Raw genomic sequence first — 19,814 nt, forward strand, 5'->3', positions numbered from 1 at the left:
CTAACCCGGTTGGGCGGGCCGGAAGTAGGGCCGGGTTCGCAGTCGGGTGGCCCGGCCGCGCTCAGTCCGGGGCGGCGGACGGGGTCACCGGGAGCTCGGGGAGGCTTTCCGGCGTCTCGTCCTCGTCTTCCGGCATGTCCAGGCTGTAGCTGCAACCGACCAGCGTCTTGCCCGGGTGCGAGGACACGTTGCTGACGTTGAGCACGATGGACTCGATCAGCGTCAGGCCGGATTCGGCGTCGTGCGTCTCCTCGCTGTGCACTTCCTTGCCGAACATCGCCTTGTCCGGCGTGTCGATGGCGGTTTCCAGTTCCAGCTGCCTGGCCAGCGGGCGCGGATCGGGCAGGTCCAGCACCGCCATCACGCTCTCGCCCGCGAACGCGATGTGGTCGGTGTCGTGGCCGAACACGCGGATGGGCGCGGCCAGCCTGAACTCGGTCATGAACATGTTGGCCTGCGGCAGCGGCTGCCAGCCCAGCGCCACGGCCTGCAGGGGATCCTGCAACGCGGGCGCCAGCGCCACGAATTCCGGCAACTGCCCGCGGCACTCGATCAGCGCGGGCAGGTCGGGCTTCGCCGGCGAGGTGTTTCCCTGGGCATGCAGGGACGGTACCGGGACCAGCGCCAGCAGAGGCGCGATCAGCAGGATTCGCAACATGCAGTCAGTCTTCCGCGTAGGGGTCGGCGATGCCGAGTTCGGCCAGTATCTCGCGTTCGAGTTGCTCCATGCACTCGGCTTCGGTGTCGTCCTCGTGGTCCCAGCCCAGCAGGTGCAGGGTGCCGTGCACGGTCAGGTGCGCGTAGTGCGCGGCCAGCGTCTTCTTCTGTTCCTTCGCTTCGCGCGCCACCACCGGAGCGCAGATCACCAGGTCGCCCAGCAGCGGCATCTTCACGCCCTTCGGCAGCTTGACGCCTTCGGCCATTTCGGCCGGGAAGCTGAGCACGTTGGTGGCGTAGTCCTTGCCGCGATAATGGCGGTTGAGCGCGCGGCCTTCCTTGTTGTCGACGATGCGGATGGCCAGGTCGGCCTCGCGGATGCGGCCCTTCAGCGCGGCGGCGACCCAGCGCCGGAAGCTCACCGACGACGGCAGGCCGGCGCGGGGCAGGGCGTAGCTGACGGAGACTTCGAGACGGACGGGGCCTTGGGTCATGGTGCGATCACGGAAACCTTTGTAGGAGGGGATTCTGCAGGAGGGGCTTCAGCCCCGACCAGGTTCCTGGTGAGGCACGCCAAAGCCCGGCCGTTCTCCAGGTGGCCGCGCTGCGGCGCGTTCATCATCAATGTCGGCGGCAAAGCCATCGCGGCGCGGGCTAAAGCCCCTCCTGCAGAGAATCGGGCAGGGAATCGGGAGGCTTCACGCCGGCCCCGTCTCCGCATCCTTGCCGTCCCGTGCATCGTAAGCCTGCACGATGCGCGCGACCAGCGGATGGCGCACCACGTCGCGGCTGGTGAAGAAGGTGAAGGATATGCCGTCCACGCTGCGGAGCACGTCCAGCGCGTCCTTCAAACCGGACTTCTGGTGCTTGGGCAGGTCGATCTGGGTCAGGTCGCCGGTGACGACGGCGGTGCTGCCGTAACCGATGCGGGTCAGGAACATCTTCATCTGTTCGATCGAGGTGTTCTGTGCTTCATCGAGGATGACAAACGCGTCGTTAAGCGTGCGTCCGCGCATGTACGCCAGCGGCGCGATCTCGATGACGTTCTTCTCCAGCAGCTTGACCACTTTTTCCACGCCCAGCATCTCGTACAGCGCGTCGTACAGGGGGCGCAGGTAGGGATCGACCTTCTGGGTCAGGTCGCCGGGCAGGAAGCCCAGCTTCTCGCCGGCTTCCACCGCCGGGCGCACCAGCACCAGCCGCTGCACGCGCGATTCGTTCAGCGCTTCCACCGCGCTGGCCACGGCCAGGAAGGTCTTGCCGGTGCCGGCCGGGCCGATGCCGAAATTGATGTCGTGGGTGGCGATGGCGTGCAGGTACTGCGCCTGGTTGGCGCCGCGGCCGCGCACGGTGCCGCGCTTGACCTTGATCGCCACGTCCTGCGGCTGGTAGCCGTCGTCGGCCAGGCGATCGACGTTGGCGGCGTTCAGTCGCAGGTGGATGGCTTCGCTGTCGAAGGCTTCGCCGCCGGCCTCGGCGTACAGCGCGCGCAACAGTTTCTCGGCGGCGACGACCGGCTTCTCCGGGCCGGTGATGCGGAAGACCGCACCGCGGTTGGCGATCTCCACGCCCAGGCGCAGCTCGATCTGGCGCAGGTGGGCGTCGAACGGGCCGGCCAGGTTGGCCAGCCATTCGGTGTTCTCGGGTTGCAGGGTGAATTCGCGCTTGCTTGGGGCGGTCATGGGGCAGGGCTTCGGTGTCGGGGCGGTCTAGGGCCTGTTGACGCTATTGGGGCGTGACCTGTCCCAATAGCGTCAGCAGGCCCTAGTGCCGCGTTTCGTGGTCCATGTCTTCCACCGGCCACTGGTGGAAGACATAGGCCTCGTCGTCGATCAGCGCCTGGTCGAAGGGTTCTTCGTCCGGCGCGTCCTCGCGGCCGAGTTGTTCGGGCTCTTCCTCCACCCCGGTGACCTGCCAGCCGTTCTCGCGCAGGAATTCGCTCGCGCGGCGGATCGGGTCCGCGGCCAGGCCGGGCATCTGGTAGCACAGGACATACGCTCCCCCGAACTGCTCGAACTCCGGCGTGCCGGGCAGCGGCCGGGCGTCGAGCACGAACACCCACAGGCGAGGGTTGTCCTGGGAGATGGCGGGGTCCTTGGCGGTGCCGGGGGAAGGCCATGCAGGGTAGCGCGACGCCCCGGCCGGGGCCAGCCGCGGCCGTTCGTCGGGAGCGTCTTGAAATTTAATTAATCGAATAATTAAATAAGACCATGACGACCCGGCATCCCTCCCGCGCAGGCCGCCCGAAAGCCGCCGCGAACGCCAAGGCCCCACCTCCGGCCCCGGTGCCCAAGACATCGCGCAAGCGCATGCCTGGACGCCGCTCCACCGCCGATGGCGCGGATCTGCGCACTCAATTGCTGGACGCCGCGCTGGCATGTTTCGTGCGCCAGGGCATCGCGGCCACGTCGCTGCGCGACATCGCCAGCGAAGCCGGCGTCACGCCCGCGCTGGTGCACTACTACTTCGGCGACAAGGCGCAACTGCAGCAGGCCGTGGTGGCTGAGCGGCTGATGCCGGTGGTGGCGCAGATGCGCGAACCGGTGGCGCAGGCCGGCGACGATGTCGCGGCGCTGGTGGCGGGCTTCGTCCATGGCGTGGGCAACGTGGTGGCGCGACATCCGTGGCTGCCGACGCTGTGGGTGCGCGAGATCCTCTGCGAGGGCGGCGCATTGCGCGACGCGATGATCGGCCAAGTGGGGCCGCTGCTGCCGAAGATGATGGCGGGCCGCTTCGCCGCCGCACAGCAGCAGGGCAAGCTCAATCCGGACCTGGACCCGCGCCTGCTGATGGTGTCGCTGGTGGGGCTGACGCTGTTCCCGCTGGCCAGTGCGCCGATCTGGCGCCTGTTGTTCGGCGCCGACGACATCGATTTCGACGAACTGCGCCGGCACACCCTGGTGCTGCTGGACCGCGGACTGGAGCTGGAACATGCGGAATAAGCGGACATGGGCGGCGCTGGTCATCGCCGTCATCGTGCTGCCCGCCTGCACGCAGGACGCCCCGCGCGCGCTGGGCACGCTGGAGTGGGACCGGGTGACGCTGCCTTCGCCGGTGGCCGAGAAGATCGTCCGCATCGACGTGCGCGAGGGCCAGCAGGTCGCCGCCGGCGCACCGCTGATGCAGTTGGAATTGACGCGGACGCAATCGCAATTGGCCGCATTGCAGGCGCAGGCCCGGCAGAGCCGCGACGCCCTGGACGAACTGCGCACGGGTCCGCGCCAGGAGGACATCGCCCAGGCACGCGCCAGCCTGGCCGCCGCGCAGGCGCAGGCCCGCGACGCGCAGGCGTACTACGCGCGCCTGCAGCCGCTGGGACGGCAGCGACTGGTGGCCGCGTCGGACGTGGATCGCGCCCGCGCCGCTTCCGAAAACGCCATCGCGCAGGTGCGCGTGGCGCAGGCCGCATTGCTGGAACTGGAGCGCGGCACGCGCGCCGAGCAGATCGCGCAGGGCGAAGCCGCACTGGCCGCGGCCGAGGCGCAGGCCACCGTGCAGTCCGTGTCGCTGGAGAAGTTGAACGTGGTCGCCCCGCGCGCCGGCCGCGTGGACAGCCTGCCGTACAAACTCGGCGACCAGGCGCCGGTGGGCGCATCGCTCGCGGTGCTGCTGGTGGGCGAGGCGCCGTATGCGCGCGTCTACGTGCCGCAGGCGATGCGTGCGCGGGTGCGGGTGGGCGATGCCGCACGGGTGCGGCTGGAAGGGCAGGAGACAACTTATCCCGGGCGCATCCGCATGATCCGTAGTGAGCCCAGCTTTACGCCTTACTTCGCATTGACCGGGCAGGACGCGGCGCGCCTGAGCTATCTGGCGGAAGTCAGCCTGGGCAAGGAAGCGGCAGCGCTTCCCGTCGGCGCGCCGTTGCAGGTGCAGTTCGATGACGCCCACTGATCGCGGCATTGTAGGAGGGGCTTCAGCCCCGACTCCTGGATCGTCGGGGCTGGTTTTCGACAGCCGAATGGCTGGTCAGCCCCTCCTACAGGACGATCTCGCCATCCGCGTGCGCGGACTGACCAAGCGCTTCGGCGCGCTGGTCGCCGTCGACAACGTCGACCTGGACGTGCCGCGCAGGAACGTCTACGGCTTCCTCGGCCCGAACGGTTCCGGCAAGTCCACTACCATCCGCATGCTGTGCGGGCTGCTGACGCCCGATGCCGGCGACATCGACGTGCTGGGCCTGCGCATTCCCGAACAGGCCGAGCAACTGCGTAAGCGCATCGGCTACATGACCCAGAAGTTCTCGCTGTTCGAGGACCTGACCGTGCGCGAGAACCTGGAATTCCTGGCCGCGGTGCAGGACATCCCGCGCCGCGCGGCCAGGCAACGCATCGACGAGCTGGTCGAGCAGTACCGCTTCCAGGACCGGCAGAAGCAACTGGCCGGCACCCTGAGCGGCGGACAGAAGCAGCGGTTGGCGCTGGCCGGTGCGGTGATCCACGCGCCGGAACTGCTGTTCCTCGACGAGCCGACCAGCGCGGTGGACCCGGAGTCGCGCCGCGATTTCTGGGAGAAGCTGTTCGAACTGGCCGATGCCGGCACCACGCTGCTGGTGTCCACGCACTACATGGACGAAGCCGAGCGCTGCCATCGCATCGCCATCCTCGACCGTGGCGTGCTGGTGGCCGACGGCACGCCCGACGTGCTGACCGGCGAACTGGCGGGCCGCACGCTGGTGGTCGAGGCGGCCCAGCCGCGTCAGGCGCAGAAGGTGCTGGTGGCGATGCCGGGCGTGATCAGCGTGGCGCAGATCGGCAACAGCCTGCGCGTGCTGATGGCCGGGAACGACAGCGCGGCGGATCGCGTCGCCGGCGGCCTGAAGAACGCCGGCATCGATGCGGCCGTTTCCGCCTCCACGGCGAGCCTCGAGGATGTGTTCGTTTCCGCCACGCGCGGGCGACCCAGCCGGGAAGAAGCCGCATGAAAGGGCGCCGCCTGATGGCCGTGATGGTCAAGGAACTGCGGCAGATGCGCCGCGACCGGATCACCCTGGCGATGATCGTCGGCATCCCGGTGATGCAGTTGCTGCTGTTCGGCTACGCCATCAACACCAACCTGCGCGACCTGTCGGCCGGCTTCGCCGACCAGGCGCGCACGTCGGCCTCGCGCGCGCTGGCGATGGACATCGTCGCCACCGGCGTGGTCAAGCCCGTGCGCGAGGTGCGGACGCCGCAGGAACTGGTGGAAGCCATGCGTCGTGGCGAGATCAGCATCGGCGTGGTGATCCCGCCGGATTTCGAGCGCCGCCGCGGCGAGGGCCGCGAGGCGGTGCAGATCCTGGTGGACGGCAGCGACAACGCCGTGCAGAGCGCGGCCGCGCAGTTGGCGCAGATGCCGGTGGACGGGTCGTCGATCAACCCGATGGCCAGCCGGCCGATCAGCGTGGTGAGTTTCTACAATCCGCAGCGCCGCTCGGCGGTAAACATCGTGCCCGGCCTGATCGGCGTGATCCTGACCATGACGATGGTGCTGTTCACCGGCGTGGCCATCGTGCGCGAACGCGAGCGCGGCAACATGGAACTGCTGATCGCCACGCCGGTGAGCAGCGCGGAGCTGATGATCGGCAAGGTGCTGCCCTACGTGGTCATCGGCCTGGTGCAGACCACGGTGGTGCTGGCGCTGGGCCTGTGGCTGTTCGACGTGCCGCTGGGCGGCAGCCTGCTGCACGTCTACCTGGCCGCGTGCCTGCTGATCGTCGCCAATCTGACCCTGGGTCTGCTGATCTCGACGCGTGCGCAGTCGCAGTTCCAGGCCATGCAGATGACGTTCTTCGTGTTCCTGCCGTCGATCCTGCTGTCGGGATTCATGTTCCCGTTCGCCGGCATGCCCAAGGCCGTGCAGTGGATCGCCGAGGTGCTGCCGCTGACGCACTTCCTGCGCCTGATCCGCGGCGTGATGCTGCGCGGCGCCAGCCTGTGGGAACTGTGGCCCGACGTGCTGGCGCTGCTGGCCTTCACCACGGTGATGATGGCGGCGGCGATCCTGCGTTTCCGCAAGCGGCTGGATTGACCAACGCTCGTAGGAGCGCCCCATGGGCGCGATGCTCTTCGTCACGAGAAGCAAACCGCAAAAGCATCGCGGCCATGGGCCGCTCCTACAGGTGGCCGGCGATCCGCCCGCGCAGCGAGTTGGTCAACGCCTCGGTGATCGTCACGTCGACGAACTGGCCGACCAGGCGCGGGTGGCCGGGGAAGTTCACCGAGCGCATGTTCTCGGTCTTGCCGGTCAGCTCGTTCGGGTTCTTCTTCGACGGGCCTTCCACCAGCACGGTCTGCACGCTGCCGACCATCGCCTGCGAGATGGTCGCGGCATGGGCGTTGATGCGCGCCTGCAGCCGTTCCAGCCGTGCGTGCTTGACGCTGTCCGGCGTGTCGTCTTCCAGGTCCGCGGCCGGCGTGCCCGGGCGGCGCGAGTAGATGAAGGAGAACGACTGGTCGAAACCTACGTCCTCGATCAGCTTCATGGTTTTCTCGAAATCGGCGTCGGTCTCGCCGGGGAAGCCGACGATGAAATCCGAGCTGATCGAGATGTCCGGGCGCACCGCGCGCAGCTTGCGGATCTTCTGCTTGAATTCCAGCGCGGTGTAGCCGCGCTTCATCGCCGACAGGATGCGGTCGCTGCCGGCCTGCACCGGCAGGTGCAGGAAGTTGGCCAGCTGCGGCACGTCGCGGTAGGCGTCCACCAGCGAGTCGGAGAACTCCAGCGGGTGCGAGGTGGTGAAGCGGATGCGGCCGACGCCGTCGATTCCGGCGATGGCGCGGATCAGCAGGCCCAGGTCGGCGAACTCGCCGTCGCCGTACGGGCCGCGGTAGGCATTGACGTTCTGGCCCAGCAGGTTGATCTCGCGCACGCCCTGCGCGGCGAGCTGCGCCACTTCCACCAGCACGTCCTCGAACGGGCGGCTGACCTCGGTGCCGCGGGTGTAGGGCACCACGCAGAACGAGCAGTACTTGGAGCAGCCTTCCATGATCGAGACGAACGCGCTGGGGCCGTCGGCGCGCGGCTCGGGCAGGCGGTCGAACTTCTCGATTTCGGGGAAGCTGATGTCCACCTGCGGCAGGCCGGACTGGCGGCGCTCGCGGATCAGTTCCGGCAGGCGGTGCAGGGTCTGCGGGCCGAACACGAGGTCCACGTACGGCGCGCGCTTGACGATGGCCTCGCCTTCCTGGGAGGCGACGCAGCCGCCCACGCCGATCAGCACGGGCTTGCCGTCCTTTTTCAGCGACTTCCAGCGGCCGAGCTGGCTGAAGACCTTCTCCTGCGCCTTCTCGCGGATGGAGCAGGTGTTGACCAGCACCACGTCGGCTTCCTCGGGGTCGTCGGTCAGCTCCAGGCCCTCGGCCTCGGCCAGCACGTCGGCCATCTTGGCCGAGTCGTACTCGTTCATCTGGCAACCGTGGGTCTTGATATAGAGCTTTCCCCGCGAAGGCGAGCCATCGCTCGGCTGCCCGCGCGCGGGCAGGCCGGCGGGGCGGATTTCGGCAACGGGTTCGGAACCCGGAAGGGCGGTCGCAGTGGCTTGCGTCCCGGTCATGGCGCTTATTCCAGTCGGGTGGGCGGGCAGGGCGCGTAGTTTACGCGCTGGGATTGCGGCCGGTAGCCGCCCCGCTTGGCGTTGATAGCCTGATGACAGCCCGGCTCACCCGGGGGTGGGCGTCGGGCGGCCGGGTTCCTGGAACTCCGACCGGCCGCACAGATTGGAGGAAACCTTTGTTGGACAAGGACTTGGCAACCATCGGCGAATTGGGGACACTGCGCGCCATGAGGGGGACTCTGACGCTTCTGGCCGCACTGGTTGCGTTGACCGTACTGCCGGCCAGCGCGGGCACGCTGTACAAGTGCACCGGCGAGGACGGCGTGCCCAACTACGTCAGCAAGCGCGTCAACGGGGCCACCTGCCAGGTGGTCAGCCGCTACACGCCCGACCGCAGCCGTCCGGCGCAGGTGTCCTCGGTTTCCCGCCCCGCCGTGACCTCGGCCGCGCCTTCCGCCGTTCCCGCGGCGACGGGTGCCGTGTCGGCGCCGTCGTTGACCGATTCGGCCAGCGCGGTGGTGCCCGCCACCACCGTACCGGCCGCACCGGCCGCCAACACCCGCCGCGTGGTCAGCGGGCAGGTGTATTCGTACATCAAGGACGGCGTGCGCCACTACACCAGCACCCGCCCGCAGGGGGGCACGCAGGTGGCCAGCCTGCGCACCATCAAGTACAGCTACATCGAGACCTGCTTCGCCTGCGGCAACCCGGGCGTCGATTTCGGTCGGCTGCGGCTGAACACGTCCGCCTACCAGGCCGAGATCGCGGCGGCCTCGCGCGAGTTCGGGGTGGAGGAAGCCATCTTGCGCGCCATCATGCACGCCGAGTCGTCCTACAACCCGATGGCGCTTTCCCATGCCGGCGCCCAGGGGCTGATGCAGCTGATGCCGGCCACCGCGCGCCGGTTCGGGGTCACCGATTCGTACGATGCCAGCCAGAACATCCGCGGCGGCGCGCAGTACCTGGCCTGGCTGCTGAAGCGCTTCAACGGCAACCTGACCCTGGCCGCCGCCGGCTACAACGCCGGCGAGGGTGCGGTGGATCGCCACGGCGGTGTGCCGCCCTACAGGGAAACCCAGCGCTACGTCGAACGCGTGGCCGTGCTGGCCGACCGTTACCGCCAGGCCGTCTCCACGCGCTGAGGCACCCTGGCGCTGCGCGCCGAGCGACGCAAGCCCTTGATTTCACGGCGCCCGTTGTCGGTCGATTAAGCCATCCGTTACACTTTGCCGTCTTTTGCGGTCCGCACCGGTACCAAGGGTGCGGCCTTGGCAGCCTTTTCAGCTACCTAATTGTTTTGCGGAGTGCCGGATGGCCATCGATGGGGTCAATGGGCCTGTGAATACGGGCCGACGCCGGTTCCTGACTGCGACCACGGCTGTAGTGGGCGCGGTAGGAGCGGGCATTGCAGCTGTACCGTTTATCAAGTCGTGGAATCCGAGCGCGCGGGCCAAGCTGGCCGGCGCCCCGGTGACCGCCGACATCACCGGCCTGCAGGAAGGCCAGCGGCTGATCCTGGAGTGGCGCGGCCAGCCGATCTGGATCGTCAAGCGTTCCAAGGCCGTGCTGGACGCGCTGCCCACGCTGGACGCCAACCTGCGCGACCCGGAGTCGAAGAACACCGAGCAGCAGCCGTCCTACATCACGGGCGAACTGCGCTCGCTGAAGCCGGAGATCTCCGTGCTGGTGGGCCTGTGCACGCACCTGGGCTGCTCGCCGGAAATGGCCGCCGAGATCAAGCCCGAGCCGTACGACCCCAACTGGAAGGGCGGCTACTTCTGTCCCTGCCACAAGTCGCGCTTCGACATGGCCGGCCGTGTGTTCCAGGGCGTCCCGGCTCCCACCAACCTGGTGGTGCCGCCGCATTACTACCAGGACGACAACACCATCATCATCGGTGTCGATCCGCAGGGGGGCGCGTAAGCCATGGCGAACATCTTCACCCGTACCGCCACCGGCGTGATGGACTGGGTCAACGCGCGCGCGCCGGGCATGATGCCCGCGTACCGCAAGCACATGACCGAGTACTACGCGCCGAAGAACTTCAACATCTGGTACATCTTCGGCGTGCTGTCGATCGTGGTGCTGGTCAACCAGATCCTGACCGGCATCTTCCTGACGATGCACTTCAAGCCGAGCGCCGCGGAGGCCTTCGCGTCGGTCGAGTACATCATGCGCGACGTGGAGTGGGGCTGGCTGATCCGCTACATGCACAGCACCGGCGCCTCGCTGTTCTTCATCGTGATCTACATCCACATGTTCCGCGGCCTGATGTACGGCAGCTACCAGAAGCCGCGCGAGCTGGTGTGGATCCTGGGCATGCTGATCTACCTGGTGCTGATGGCCGAGGCGTTCCTGGGCTACGTGCTGCCGTGGGGCCAGATGTCGTTCTGGGGCGCCAAGGTCATCATCTCGCTGTTCGGCGCCATCCCGGTGATCGGCAACGGCCTGACCGAGTGGATCATGGGCGACTACCTGCCCGGCGACGCCACGCTCAACCGCTTCTTCGCCCTGCACGTGATCGCGCTGCCGCTGGTGCTGCTGCTGCTGGTGGTGCTGCACATCTTCGCGCTGCACGAGGTCGGTTCGAACAACCCCGATGGCGTGGAGATCAAGAAGGGCCCGAAGGGCAACCGCTGGTCGCCGACCGCGCCGGCCGACGGCGTGCCGTTCCACCCGTACTACACGGTCAAGGACGGCTTCTACGTCGGCGGCTTCCTGATCCTGGCCGCGTTCATCATCTTCTTCGCGCCGGCCATGGGCGGCTGGTTCCTGGAGCACGACAACTTCACCGAGGCCAACCGCCTGGTGACGCCGGAGCACATCAAGCCGGTGTGGTACTACACCCCGTACTACGCCATGTTGCGCGTGGTGCCGCACAAGCTGAGCGGCGTGCTGGTGATGTTCGGCGCCATCGCGATCCTGTTCCTGGTGCCGTGGCTGGACCGTGCCAAGGTCAAGTCCTACCGCTACCGCGGCGTGCTGTCCAAGGTGCTGCTGGGCGTGTTCGCGCTGTGCTTCATCTGGCTGGGCAAGATCGGCGCCGGTCCCGGCACCGATCCGGTCGAGACCATCATCGGCCGCTTCCTGACCGCCTTCTATTTCCTGTTCTTCCTGACCATGCCGATCTGGACCAAGATCGACAAGACCAAGCCAGTGCCCGAGCGGGTGACGACGCATGACTAAGACTTTCGCCTCTCGCCTAGCTGTTTTCGCCAGCGGGTTGCTGATCTCGTTCTCCGTGTCCGCGGCCGGCGGCGGCGCCACGCTGCAGGCCGGCAACGACCTGGGCGACCGCGCCTCGCTGCAGCGCGGCGCGCAGCTGTACATGAACAACTGCTCCGGCTGCCACTCGCTCAAGTACATGCGCTACTCGCGCATGGCCGAAGACCTGGGGCTGACCGAGGACGAGGTGATGAATAACCTCAACTTCACCGGCGCCAAGTTCGGCGAACAGATCCAGGTGTCCATGCCCGTCGCCAGCGGCGAGAAGTGGTTCGGCAAGATGCCGCCGGACCTGAGCGTCATCTCGCGGGTGCGCGGCAGCGACTGGATCTACACCTACCTCAAGTCGTTCTATCTGGACGAGTCGCGTCCGCTGGGCTGGAACAACAAGCTGTTCCCCAACGCTTCCATGCCCAATCCGCTGTGGGAACTGCAGGGCCTGCAGCACGCGGAGTACGGCAAGGCCGACGAAGCCACCGGCGAGCGCCACGTGGTGGGCCTGAAGGTGACCCAGCCGGGCCGCCAGACCGCGCAGCAGTTCGACCAGACCGCGCGCGACATCACCAACTTCCTGGAGTATGTCGGCGAGCCGGCGGCCCTTAAGCGCCAGAGCATGGGCGTGTGGGTGATCCTGTTCCTGGCGGCGCTGACCTTCCTGGCCTACCTGCTGAAGCAGGAGTACTGGAAGGACGTCCACTAAGGCGTCGCGCGCGTCTTCCGCCACGGCGCAGGCCAGCACGCCGCGCCGTAGACGGGATCGCCGGGCAGGGGGTTGCTTGGCTTTTCCCGGCGGGGATTGCACACTCAGGGACCGTGGCGACCGTCGGCAAGGGGCTGGCGGCGTCGGTGCGATCGGCGGATTCCGGTCGTCGGAGAGCCGTTGATGGCTGCGAGTCCACGTATGCGCAATACACTGACTTTGTTTTCTTCCACCGATGACGTGCTCTGCCACCGCGTGCGGCTGGTGCTGGCCGCCAAGGGCGTCAGCTACGACCTGGTGCCGGTGGACCCGCAGAACCCGCCCGAAGACCTCATCGACCTGAATCCCTACCATTCCGTTCCCACGCTGGTGGAACGCGATCTGGTGCTGTACGCCGCCTCGGTGGTCAGCGAATACCTGGACGAACGCTACCCGCATCCGCCGTTGATGCCGGTGGACCCGCTGTCGCGCGCGCGCCTGCGCCTGGCCATGCTGCGCATCGAGCACGACTGGGTGCCGCAGGTGCAGGCCATCCAGCTGGGCAACAAGGCGCAGGCCGATGCCGGCCGCAAGCGCCTGAAGGAACTGCTGACCGCCTCGGTGCCGCTGTTCAAGGCCAGCAAGTTCTTCCTCAACCCCGAGATGAGCCTGGCCGACTGCGCCATGGCGCCGATCATCTGGCGTCTGCCCGCGCTGGACGTGCCGCTGCCCAAGGACGGCAAGGCCATCGAGGATTACGGCAACCGCATCTTCCGCAACCCGGGCTTCGTGCGCAGCCTGACGGATGCGGAGAAGAAGCTGCGCGAGATTCCGGCGTAGGTGCGATGATTCGGGATACGGGATTCGGGATTCGCAGAAGCGGGCGCCGGTCCCGGTTCGCGGTGATACGCTTTCATCGAATCACCCATTCCGGATTACGAATCGCCGCTCCATGACCGACTCCACACCCCCGATGACCAGCCACCGCCCGTACCTGCTGCGGGCGCTGAACGAGTGGATCGCCGACAACGGCATGACTCCGCACCTGCTGGTGGATGCCACGCAGCCCGGCGTGCAGGTGCCCTCCAGCGCGGTCAAGGAAGGCAAGGTGGTGCTGAACATCGCCGAGCGCGCGGTCGTGAGGTTGGTGATCGACAACGAGGCGGTGAGTTTCACCGCGCGTTTCGGCGGCGTCAGCTACCCGGTGCACGTACCGATCAGCGCGGTGCTGGCGATCTATTCGCGCGAAACCGGACAGGGCATGGCGCTGCCGGACGACGTGGGGCCGGCACCGGAACCCGACGGCGACGACGAACCGCCATCGCCCGATACGCCGCCGTCCGACGATGCGCCCGCCACCGGCAAGCGCCCGCCGTTCCTGCGCGTGGTGAAGTAGGAGCGCCCTCGGGCGCGATGCTTCTGGTCCGATCCGCGCAAGAGCATCGCGGGCATGGCCCGCTCCTACAAACCCATCGTCCTGTAGGAGCGCCCCACGGGCGTGACGCCTTTCCCATCCATGCACGGGAATCGGGAATCGATGGCATCGCGGGCGCGGCCCGTGCCCGCAAGCCGGATCAATGCAGGTCCAGGGGCGTCGCCGAGGGCATCACCGGGCCCACGAACGACACCAGTTCGCCCTTCCTCAGCACGATCTTGCCGATGTGGCGATCAATGCCGTCGTACGAGTACTCGAAGCGGAAGCTGCGCTCGAAACCCAGCCAGCCATCCTCGCCGCGGCGCAGCCGCAGGCCGTTGGCGTGCACGCTCTGGTCCAGCCAGATCACTCCCGCGGCCCGGCAGGCGTCGCGGCCCAGCATGCCGGCGCGCTCGGCGGCCGCGCGCGCGGTATTCCAGTAGGCGAAGGCCAGGCCAGCGGCGATCAGCGTCAGCAGGGCGGTCAAGGGCGACATGCGGACCGCCTCATGGGGCCGGGCCCAGTTTCATCGACAGGTCGATGGCGCGCACGTGCTTGGTCAGGCCGCCGATGGAGACGAAATCCACGCCGTCCTCGGCGATGCCGCGCAGCGTGGACAGGTCCACGCCACCTGAGACTTCCAGCGGGATGCGTCCATTGAATGGTGCCGCCCTGGCCCGTTTCACGGCTTCGCGCCGGGCGCCCGCATCGAAGTCGTCGATCAGGATGCGCTCGCAACCCGCCGCCAGCGCTTCGTCCAGTTGTTCGAGCGTCTCGACTTCCACGATCAGCGGCAGCGAAGGCTGTGCGGCGCGCGCGGCCCGAATGGCGGCCGGCAGCGAGCCCGCCGCATGGATGTGGTTCTCTTTCAGCATCACCGCATCGAACAGGCCGATGCGGTGGTTCTGTCCGCCCCCGCAGCGCACGGCGTACTTCTGCGCCAGGCGCAGGCCCGGCAGGGTCTTGCGCGTGTCGAGGATGGTGCAGCCGGTGTCGCGCACGATGTCCACGTACCCGGCCGTCGTGGTGGCGGTGCCGGAAAGGGTCTGCATGAAGTTCAGCGCCGAACGCTCGGCGGTGACCAGCGCGCGGGCGCGGCCCGACAGCGTCGCCAGCACCGTGCCGGCGGCGACCCGGTCGCCGTCCCGCACGCGCCAATCGATTTCCACGTCCGGGTCCAGCGCGCGGTGGCAGGCATCGAACCACGGCTGCCCCGCGACCACGGCGTCCTCCTTGCACAGCAGGTAGGCGATGTCGGCGATGTCCGGCAGCAGGGCGGCGGTGACGTCGCCGCTGCCGACGTCCTCGGCCAGCGCGCGGGCGACATCCTGCGCGATGGCCTCCGCCGGCGGCGGAACCGGGCGCGCGCTCATCGTGCGGGGAAGTCGCCGACCTGGGCGGTGGCGATGGCTTCCTCGGCCAGCAACACCGGGATGCCGTCCTCGACGCGGTAGACGGTCTTGCCGTCGCGCGTCAGCAGCGCTTCGCGCAGGGCGTCGGCCTGGACGCTGTCGTCGGCACGCTTCACGCCGCCCGCGGCGATGGCGCGGTTCAAGGCGTCCAGGCCGCGCGCGTCGAGCAGCGCCAGCGGCTGGCGGGTGGTGGGGCAGCACAGGAGGTCCAGCAGTTTGCGGTCCATGGAGCGAGGATTCGGGATTCGTGATGGGGGATTCGTGGAAAGCGTACCACCTCGGCCGCAAGGCCGGCCGCATTGCCAATCCCCGATCCTGTTCATCTAGAATGCGCCTTTAGTGACCGAGGACGGCCATGACCGCCACCGTTTCCAGCCCCGTCGTGGGCATCGTGATGGGTTCCCGCTCCGACTGGGAGACCATGCAGCATGCCGCGCAGAAACTCGACGCGCTGGGCGTTCCCTACGAAGTGAAGGTGGTGTCCGCGCACCGCACGCCCGACGTGCTGTTCGCCTATGCCGAATCGGCGGGCGGACGCGGGCTGCGCGCGATCATCGCCGGTGCCGGCGGCGCCGCGCACCTGCCGGGCATGCTGGCCGCCAAGACCGCGGTGCCGGTGCTGGGCGTGCCGGTGCAGTCCAAGGCGCTCAACGGCATGGATTCGCTGCTGTCCATCGTGCAGATGCCGGCCGGCATCCCGGTGGCCACGTTCGCGATCGGCAATGCGGGCGCGGCGAATGCGGCCTTGTTCTCCGCCGCGTTGCTGGCGCCGGAATACCCCGCCATCGGTTCGGCGCTCAACGCATTCCGCGCACGCCAGACCGATGACGTGATGGCCCACGACGACCCGCGCCGATGACCACGGTCGGTATATTGGGCGGCGGGCAGTTGGCCCGCATGCTGGCGCTTTCCGGCGCGCCGCTGGGACTGCGCTTCCTGGTGATGGATGCGGCGACCGATGCGTGCGCGGGCCAGTTCGCGCCGCTGCTGGCCGGCGATTATCGCGACGAGGCCGCGCTGGCGGAGTTCGCATCCAGGGTGGACGTGGCCACGTTCGATTTCGAGAACGTGCCGGCGGAAAGCGCCGAGTGGCTGGCCGAACGCATCCCGGTATTCCCCAGTCCGCGCGCGCTGGCCGTGGCGCAGGACCGGCTGGTGGAGAAGAACCTGTTCCGCCGGCTGGGCATCCCGGTCGGCGATTTCGCCGCCGTGGCCGCGCGCAGCGAACTGGAGGCCGAGGTCGCGCGCATCGGCGGGGCGTGCATCCTCAAGACGCGCCGGCTGGGCTACGACGGCAAGGGCCAGTTCCGGATCAGGACGCCCGCGGACGTGCAGGGCGCGTGGGATGCGCTGGGCGCGCAGGCGAAGACGGTCGGGCTGATCGTCGAGGCCTTCATCCCGTTCGAACGCGAGCTGTCGGTGGTGGCGGTGCGCGGCCGCGACGGCGAGTTCCGCACCTGGCCGCTGACCGAGAACTGGCACGTCGACGGCGTGCTGTCGGCCAGCCTGGCGCCCGCCGCCATCGACGCGGCGTTGGCCGAAGCGGCGTATGCGCATGCGCGCACGCTGGCCGAAGCGCTGGACTACGTCGGCGTGTTCGCGCTGGAGTTGTTTCATCGCGATGGCCAATGGCTGGCCAACGAGATGGCGCCGCGCGTGCACAACTCCGGGCACTGGACCATCGAGGGCGCCGAGACCTCGCAGTTCCAGAACCACCTGCGTGCCGTGCTCGGCCTGCCGCTGGGCGACACGCGCGTGCTGGGCCATGCCTGCATGCTGAACTGGATCGGCGAGATGCCGGCCGCCGCACCCATCCTGCGGGAACCCGGTGGCCATTGGCACGACTACGGCAAGGAGCCGCGCGCCGGGCGCAAGGTGGGGCACGCGACGCTGCGTGCGGATAATGCCGTGGCCCTGGCCGAAGCGCTGCGCCGCGCCGGTTCGGCGCTGGGCCGCGAAGCGCAGGTGGCGCCGGTGATCGAACGCTTGTCCGGGTGACCCGACTGTTCCTCTGTGGGAGCGACGTCAGTCGCGATGGGAAGAACAAAGCAAACGCAGGCCACGGATCACGCGGATTAATGCGGATGAAACTACATCATCCTTGATCCGCATTAATCCGCGTGATCCGTGGCGAATGGCGTTTTGTGTTTTCCGGTCGCGGCTGAAGCCGCTCCTACGGGACGCGGAAACGAAAACGGCCGGGTTTCCCCGGCCGTTTGCATGTGCTGCATGCGGATAGTGGCGGCTCAGCGCAGGTTGCCGGCCACGAAGTCCCAGTTGACCAGCGCCCAGAACGATTCCACGTACTTCGGGCGCGCGTTGCGGTAGTCGATGTAGTAGGCGTGTTCCCACACGTCGATGGTCAGCAGAGGCGTGTCCTCGCCGGTCAGCGGCGTGGCGGCGTTCGACGTGCTGGCCAGCGCCAGCGAACCGTCCGGGCGCTGCACCAGCCAGCCCCAGCCGGAACCGAAGGTGCCGATGGCGGTCTTGGTGAACTCTTCCTTGAACTTGGCGAAGTCGCCGAACGCCTTGTTGATCAGTTCGGCCAGCTTGCCGGTCGGCTCGCCGCCGCCATTGGGCTTCAGGCCGTTCCAGTAGAAGGTGTGGTTCCAGATCTGCGCGGCGTTGTTGAACACGCCGCCCTGCGACTTGCGGATGATCTCCTCCAGCGGTAGATCGGCGAACTCGGTGCCCTCGATCAGCTTGTTGAGGTTGTCCACGTAGGTCTTGTGGTGCTTGCCGTAGTGGTAGTCGATGGTCTCGCCGGAGATGTGCGGTTCCAGGGCGGTGCGGTCGTAGGGCAGGGGGGGCAGTTCGATGGCCATGGCTCGGTTCCTTACGCTAGGCGGGTCAAAGCAGTTGGAATTTGCGTCGGCGGGGCGACGCGAGGGCTTACAATGGGCTCTCCGCGGGCCAGGGCCGGCGGAACGGACCGAAAGTGTACCCGACGGCGGTTGTCGTACCGTCAAGGAAGGAGAAATCAGCATGCCGGTGATGGAACGCATCCAGGCCGAAGTGGGAGGCCACCCGATCGTCCTTTTCATGAAGGGCACGCCGCAGTTCCCGATGTGCGGTTTCTCCAGCCGTGCCGTGCAGGCCCTGCGCGACGCCGGCGCCGAACAGCCGTACACCATCAACGTGCTGGAAGAGCCGGAGATCCGCGCCAACCTGCCGCGCTTCTCCAACTGGCCGACGTTCCCGCAACTCTTCATCCAGGGCGAACTGATCGGCGGTTGCGACATCACCCTGGAACTGCACGAATCCGGCGAGCTGCAGCGCATCGTCAGCGAGGCGCTGTCGCAGTGAGCCTGATCGGATTGCCGACCCGCGCCGAACGCCCGCTCGAACAACGCGTGGTGCTGATCGCCGGCGCGCACGGCGGGCTGGGCGCCGCCGCGGCCAGCGCCTGCGCGGCGGCGGGTGCGACGCTGGTGCTGCTGGGACGCAAGGTGCCCAAGTTGAACCGCGTCTACGATGCCGTGGCGCAGGCGGGGGCCGAACCGCTGCTGTACCCGCTCGACCTGGAAGGCGCCACGCCCGACGACTATGCGGAACTGGCGGATCGCATCCATGCGGAACTGGGCCGGCTGGACGGCGTGCTGCACTGCGCGGCCGAATTCAAGGGCCTGACCCCTCTGGAGCACACCGACCCGGCCGCGTTCGCGCGGGTCGTGCACGTCAACCTGACCGCGCCGTGGTGGCTGTCGCAGGCCTGCCTGCCGCTGCTGAAACAGTCCGATGACGCCGCGCTGGTGTTCGTGCTGGACGACCTCGAGCGCGTGGCGCAGGCATATTGGGGCGCCTATGGCGTGGCCCAGCATGGGCTGACCGCGCTGGTGGGCATGCTGCATGCCGAACTGGTTTCGACCGGCGTGCGCGTCTCTGGCCTGCAACCCGGCCCGATGCGCACCGGCCTGCGCTCGCGCGCCTATGCCGACGACGGCGATGCGCAGGCTCGCGACGCCGCCGACTACGCCGCGGCCTGTGTCACCCTGCTGTCATCCGCGGGCGCCGAGCACAGGGGGCGGGTGTGGAAGGTGCGGGCATGACCATCCTCTCGGCGGCGTTGCTGCTGTTCCTGATCCTGGACCCGCTGGGCAACATCCCGGTGTTCCTGAGCGTGCTGAAGCCGCTCACCCCGCAACGCCAGCGCATCGTGCTGGCGCGCGAGCTGCTGATCGCGCTGGCCGTGCTGATGGGCTTTCTGTGGGCCGGCAAGTACGCGCTGGACATGATGCACCTGCGGCAGGAATCGGTAGCCATCGCCGGCGGCATCGTGCTGTTCCTGATCGGCATCCGGATGATCTTCCCCCGGCCCGAGGGGCTGATGGGCGAGATCCCGGGCGGCGAGCCTTTCATCGTGCCGCTGGCCATCCCGCTGGTGGCCGGCCCCTCCGGCATGGCCGCGGTGATGCTGATGGGCAGCAACGACCCTTCGCGGCTGGCCGATTGGAGCCTGGCCCTGATGCTGGCCTGGGGCGCCACGGCCGCGATCCTGTTCTCGGCCACGGTCCTTTACAAGTGGCTGGGCCGCCGCGTCCTGACCGCCCTCGAGCGCCTGATGGGCATGCTTCTGGTGGCGATCTCCGTGCAAATGGTGCTGGACGGCATCGGCACCTACCTGAAGCTGACCCCGCCCAACATCTGATCCAGGCCCGTTAGGCCGGTCCATCCAGGCGCTGTCCAAGGCTCCCCCCGGTTCCTCCTCCCCTGTCGCCAGGATCGCTGCCAGGGTGCCGGAGGCTGTCATGTTGCGGCGCGGAAAATTGTCATGCCGCGGTCACAAAATGATCCTATCGTGTTAATCTGTTGTTAACCTCCGCGGACATCGCGTGGGCGATGGGAACCCCAGCACGCCCCTTCAGAAGAGACCCTTGCCGGTCTCTTTCGCGCATT

Annotated in this window: 24 protein-coding genes; 15 read left to right on the forward strand and 9 right to left on the reverse strand. The window is 67.9% G+C overall.

The genetic code is table 11. The features are described 5' to 3' along the window. Window positions 1-61 precede the first annotated feature (61 nt). The 4 genes from AAD027_RS05000 to AAD027_RS05015 all read right to left on the reverse strand — a co-directional run bounded on the left by AAD027_RS05000 (window position 62) and on the right by AAD027_RS05015 (window position 2,715). Window positions 62-658, reverse strand: coding sequence for a hypothetical protein (locus AAD027_RS05000; protein ID WP_341724922.1), 597 nt, complete (start codon window positions 656-658; stop codon window positions 62-64). A gap of 4 nt (window positions 659-662) precedes the next feature. Next, entirely contained in the window at window positions 663-1,151 is a 489-nt protein-coding gene (gene ybeY, locus AAD027_RS05005; protein ID WP_341724923.1) for an rRNA maturation RNase YbeY, read from the reverse strand. A gap of 204 nt (window positions 1,152-1,355) precedes the next feature. Next, window positions 1,356-2,339, reverse strand: a complete 984-nt coding sequence (locus AAD027_RS05010) for a PhoH family protein (protein WP_341724924.1) — start codon at window positions 2,337-2,339, stop codon at window positions 1,356-1,358. Window positions 2,340-2,421: 82 nt separating this feature from the next. Next, the gene (locus AAD027_RS05015; protein ID WP_341724925.1) at window positions 2,422-2,715 is read right to left on the reverse strand and encodes a hypothetical protein; all 294 of its coding nucleotides are present in this window, start codon (window positions 2,713-2,715) and stop codon (window positions 2,422-2,424) included. 251 nt (window positions 2,716-2,966) lie between these two features. On the opposite strand from AAD027_RS05015, the gene AAD027_RS05020 reads away from it, so the two are divergent. The 4 genes from AAD027_RS05020 to AAD027_RS05035 all read left to right on the forward strand — a co-directional run bounded on the left by AAD027_RS05020 (window position 2,967) and on the right by AAD027_RS05035 (window position 6,663). After that, window positions 2,967-3,599: a TetR/AcrR family transcriptional regulator gene (locus AAD027_RS05020; protein WP_341724926.1), complete on the forward strand. Its 633-nt coding sequence runs from the start codon at window positions 2,967-2,969 to the stop codon at window positions 3,597-3,599. After that, entirely contained in the window at window positions 3,589-4,548 is a 960-nt protein-coding gene (locus AAD027_RS05025) for an HlyD family secretion protein (protein WP_341724927.1), read from the forward strand. Before AAD027_RS05020 ends, AAD027_RS05025 begins: the two co-directional genes overlap by 11 nt. 103 nt (window positions 4,549-4,651) lie before the next feature. Beyond that, window positions 4,652-5,578: an ABC transporter ATP-binding protein gene (locus AAD027_RS05030; RefSeq protein ID WP_341725396.1), complete on the forward strand. Its 927-nt coding sequence runs from the start codon at window positions 4,652-4,654 to the stop codon at window positions 5,576-5,578. Continuing rightward, a complete protein-coding gene (locus AAD027_RS05035) occupies window positions 5,575-6,663 on the forward strand; it encodes an ABC transporter permease (protein WP_341724928.1) in 1,089 nt (362 codons plus the stop codon). The genes AAD027_RS05030 and AAD027_RS05035 overlap by 4 nt, the downstream gene beginning before the upstream one ends. Window positions 6,664-6,748: 85 nt before the next feature. On the opposite strand, the gene miaB is transcribed toward AAD027_RS05035, so the two are convergent. Then, window positions 6,749-8,188 (reverse strand): tRNA (N6-isopentenyl adenosine(37)-C2)-methylthiotransferase MiaB, encoded by a 1,440-nt coding sequence (gene miaB / locus AAD027_RS05040; protein WP_341724929.1) that lies wholly within the window; start codon window positions 8,186-8,188, stop codon window positions 6,749-6,751. Between the two features lie 227 nt (window positions 8,189-8,415). Here miaB and AAD027_RS05045 point away from each other — a divergent pair, with 227 nt between their 5' ends. From AAD027_RS05045 to AAD027_RS05070, 6 genes are all read left to right on the forward strand, one after another. Continuing rightward, complete coding sequence (locus AAD027_RS05045) at window positions 8,416-9,330, forward strand: lytic transglycosylase domain-containing protein (protein WP_341724930.1); 915 nt, start codon at window positions 8,416-8,418, stop codon at window positions 9,328-9,330. Between the two features lie 169 nt (window positions 9,331-9,499). Further along, the gene (gene petA / locus AAD027_RS05050; RefSeq protein ID WP_341724931.1) at window positions 9,500-10,111 is read left to right on the forward strand and encodes a ubiquinol-cytochrome c reductase iron-sulfur subunit; all 612 of its coding nucleotides are present in this window, start codon (window positions 9,500-9,502) and stop codon (window positions 10,109-10,111) included. A gap of 3 nt (window positions 10,112-10,114) precedes the next feature. After that, a complete protein-coding gene (locus AAD027_RS05055; protein WP_341724932.1) occupies window positions 10,115-11,374 on the forward strand; it encodes a cytochrome b in 1,260 nt (419 codons plus the stop codon). Further along, on the forward strand, window positions 11,367-12,113 hold the full coding sequence (locus tag AAD027_RS05060; protein ID WP_341724933.1) for a cytochrome c1: 747 nt from the start codon (window positions 11,367-11,369) through the stop codon (window positions 12,111-12,113). The genes AAD027_RS05055 and AAD027_RS05060 overlap by 8 nt, the downstream gene beginning before the upstream one ends. 183 nt (window positions 12,114-12,296) lie before the next feature. Further along, window positions 12,297-12,932, forward strand: a complete 636-nt coding sequence (locus AAD027_RS05065; protein WP_341724934.1) for a glutathione S-transferase N-terminal domain-containing protein — start codon at window positions 12,297-12,299, stop codon at window positions 12,930-12,932. Window positions 12,933-13,044: 112 nt separating this feature from the next. Continuing rightward, window positions 13,045-13,488: a ClpXP protease specificity-enhancing factor gene (locus AAD027_RS05070; protein ID WP_341724935.1), complete on the forward strand. Its 444-nt coding sequence runs from the start codon at window positions 13,045-13,047 to the stop codon at window positions 13,486-13,488. 178 nt (window positions 13,489-13,666) lie between these two features. Here the strand turns inward: AAD027_RS05070 and AAD027_RS05075 are convergent, their stop codons facing one another. Genes AAD027_RS05075 through AAD027_RS05085 form a run of 3 tightly spaced genes read right to left on the reverse strand, consistent with a single transcriptional unit; the run spans window position 13,667 to window position 15,145 of the window. Continuing rightward, window positions 13,667-14,002, reverse strand: a complete 336-nt coding sequence (locus AAD027_RS05075; RefSeq protein WP_341724936.1) for a DUF3301 domain-containing protein — start codon at window positions 14,000-14,002, stop codon at window positions 13,667-13,669. Between the two features lie 10 nt (window positions 14,003-14,012). Next, window positions 14,013-14,879 (reverse strand): carboxylating nicotinate-nucleotide diphosphorylase, encoded by an 867-nt coding sequence (gene nadC / locus AAD027_RS05080; RefSeq protein WP_341724937.1) that lies wholly within the window; start codon window positions 14,877-14,879, stop codon window positions 14,013-14,015. Beyond that, window positions 14,876-15,145 (reverse strand): Trm112 family protein, encoded by a 270-nt coding sequence (locus AAD027_RS05085; protein ID WP_341724938.1) that lies wholly within the window; start codon window positions 15,143-15,145, stop codon window positions 14,876-14,878. Before AAD027_RS05085 ends, nadC begins: the two co-directional genes overlap by 4 nt. 128 nt (window positions 15,146-15,273) lie before the next feature. On the opposite strand from AAD027_RS05085, the gene purE reads away from it, so the two are divergent. Together purE and AAD027_RS05095 are read left to right on the forward strand one after the other, a co-directional pair. Further along, window positions 15,274-15,777 carry a 5-(carboxyamino)imidazole ribonucleotide mutase gene (purE, locus tag AAD027_RS05090; protein WP_341724939.1) on the forward strand — a complete coding sequence of 168 codons (504 nt, stop codon included), beginning with the start codon at window positions 15,274-15,276 and terminating at the stop codon, window positions 15,775-15,777. Next, entirely contained in the window at window positions 15,774-16,916 is a 1,143-nt protein-coding gene (locus AAD027_RS05095; protein WP_341724940.1) for a 5-(carboxyamino)imidazole ribonucleotide synthase, read from the forward strand. The genes purE and AAD027_RS05095 overlap by 4 nt, the downstream gene beginning before the upstream one ends. Before the next feature lie 248 nt (window positions 16,917-17,164). Here AAD027_RS05095 and AAD027_RS05100 read toward each other — a convergent pair whose 3' ends face one another. Next, a complete protein-coding gene (locus tag AAD027_RS05100) occupies window positions 17,165-17,743 on the reverse strand; it encodes a superoxide dismutase (RefSeq protein WP_341724941.1) in 579 nt (192 codons plus the stop codon). A 160-nt stretch (window positions 17,744-17,903) separates the two neighbouring features. Between AAD027_RS05100 and grxD the strand changes: the two genes are divergently transcribed. From grxD to AAD027_RS05115, 3 genes are read left to right on the forward strand one after another with little or no spacing between them, the layout of a single operon-like run. Next, window positions 17,904-18,224, forward strand: a complete 321-nt coding sequence (gene grxD / locus AAD027_RS05105; protein ID WP_341724942.1) for a Grx4 family monothiol glutaredoxin — start codon at window positions 17,904-17,906, stop codon at window positions 18,222-18,224. Continuing rightward, entirely contained in the window at window positions 18,221-18,967 is a 747-nt protein-coding gene (locus AAD027_RS05110; RefSeq protein ID WP_341724943.1) for an SDR family NAD(P)-dependent oxidoreductase, read from the forward strand. The genes grxD and AAD027_RS05110 overlap by 4 nt, the downstream gene beginning before the upstream one ends. Beyond that, a complete protein-coding gene (locus AAD027_RS05115) occupies window positions 18,964-19,566 on the forward strand; it encodes a YhgN family NAAT transporter (RefSeq protein WP_341724944.1) in 603 nt (200 codons plus the stop codon). Before AAD027_RS05110 ends, AAD027_RS05115 begins: the two co-directional genes overlap by 4 nt. The last annotated feature ends 248 nt before the right edge of the window (window positions 19,567-19,814 follow it).

Origin of the sequence: Pseudoxanthomonas putridarboris (assembly GCF_038321125.1) — a bacterium.
Lineage (GTDB): Bacteria > Pseudomonadota > Gammaproteobacteria > Xanthomonadales > Xanthomonadaceae > Pseudoxanthomonas_A > Pseudoxanthomonas_A putridarboris.

Excerpts from the sequence above, each read along its gene's own strand:
- AAD027_RS05045 (WP_341724930.1), top strand. The coding sequence starts at position 8,416 with ATGAGGGGGACTCTGACGCTTCTGGCCGCACTGGTTGCGTTGACCGTA.
- AAD027_RS05115 (WP_341724944.1), top strand. The coding sequence starts at position 18,964 with ATGACCATCCTCTCGGCGGCGTTGCTGCTGTTCCTGATCCTGGACCCG.
- AAD027_RS05065 (WP_341724934.1), top strand. The coding sequence starts at position 12,297 with ATGGCTGCGAGTCCACGTATGCGCAATACACTGACTTTGTTTTCTTCC.
- nadC (WP_341724937.1), bottom strand. The coding sequence starts at position 14,879 with ATGAGCGCGCGCCCGGTTCCGCCGCCGGCGGAGGCCATCGCGCAGGAT.
- ybeY (WP_341724923.1), bottom strand. The coding sequence starts at position 1,151 with ATGACCCAAGGCCCCGTCCGTCTCGAAGTCTCCGTCAGCTACGCCCTG.
- purE (WP_341724939.1), top strand. The coding sequence starts at position 15,274 with ATGACCGCCACCGTTTCCAGCCCCGTCGTGGGCATCGTGATGGGTTCC.
- AAD027_RS05020 (WP_341724926.1), top strand. The coding sequence starts at position 2,967 with ATGCCTGGACGCCGCTCCACCGCCGATGGCGCGGATCTGCGCACTCAA.
- AAD027_RS05085 (WP_341724938.1), bottom strand. The coding sequence starts at position 15,145 with ATGGACCGCAAACTGCTGGACCTCCTGTGCTGCCCCACCACCCGCCAG.
- AAD027_RS05075 (WP_341724936.1), bottom strand. The coding sequence starts at position 14,002 with ATGTCGCCCTTGACCGCCCTGCTGACGCTGATCGCCGCTGGCCTGGCC.
- AAD027_RS05035 (WP_341724928.1), top strand. The coding sequence starts at position 5,575 with ATGAAAGGGCGCCGCCTGATGGCCGTGATGGTCAAGGAACTGCGGCAG.
- miaB (WP_341724929.1), bottom strand. The coding sequence starts at position 8,188 with ATGACCGGGACGCAAGCCACTGCGACCGCCCTTCCGGGTTCCGAACCC.
- AAD027_RS05025 (WP_341724927.1), top strand. The coding sequence starts at position 3,589 with ATGCGGAATAAGCGGACATGGGCGGCGCTGGTCATCGCCGTCATCGTG.
- AAD027_RS05100 (WP_341724941.1), bottom strand. The coding sequence starts at position 17,743 with ATGGCCATCGAACTGCCCCCCCTGCCCTACGACCGCACCGCCCTGGAA.
- grxD (WP_341724942.1), top strand. The coding sequence starts at position 17,904 with ATGCCGGTGATGGAACGCATCCAGGCCGAAGTGGGAGGCCACCCGATC.
- AAD027_RS05095 (WP_341724940.1), top strand. The coding sequence starts at position 15,774 with ATGACCACGGTCGGTATATTGGGCGGCGGGCAGTTGGCCCGCATGCTG.
- AAD027_RS05060 (WP_341724933.1), top strand. The coding sequence starts at position 11,367 with ATGACTAAGACTTTCGCCTCTCGCCTAGCTGTTTTCGCCAGCGGGTTG.
- AAD027_RS05070 (WP_341724935.1), top strand. The coding sequence starts at position 13,045 with ATGACCGACTCCACACCCCCGATGACCAGCCACCGCCCGTACCTGCTG.
- AAD027_RS05055 (WP_341724932.1), top strand. The coding sequence starts at position 10,115 with ATGGCGAACATCTTCACCCGTACCGCCACCGGCGTGATGGACTGGGTC.
- AAD027_RS05000 (WP_341724922.1), bottom strand. The coding sequence starts at position 658 with ATGTTGCGAATCCTGCTGATCGCGCCTCTGCTGGCGCTGGTCCCGGTA.
- AAD027_RS05010 (WP_341724924.1), bottom strand. The coding sequence starts at position 2,339 with ATGACCGCCCCAAGCAAGCGCGAATTCACCCTGCAACCCGAGAACACC.
- petA (WP_341724931.1), top strand. The coding sequence starts at position 9,500 with ATGGCCATCGATGGGGTCAATGGGCCTGTGAATACGGGCCGACGCCGG.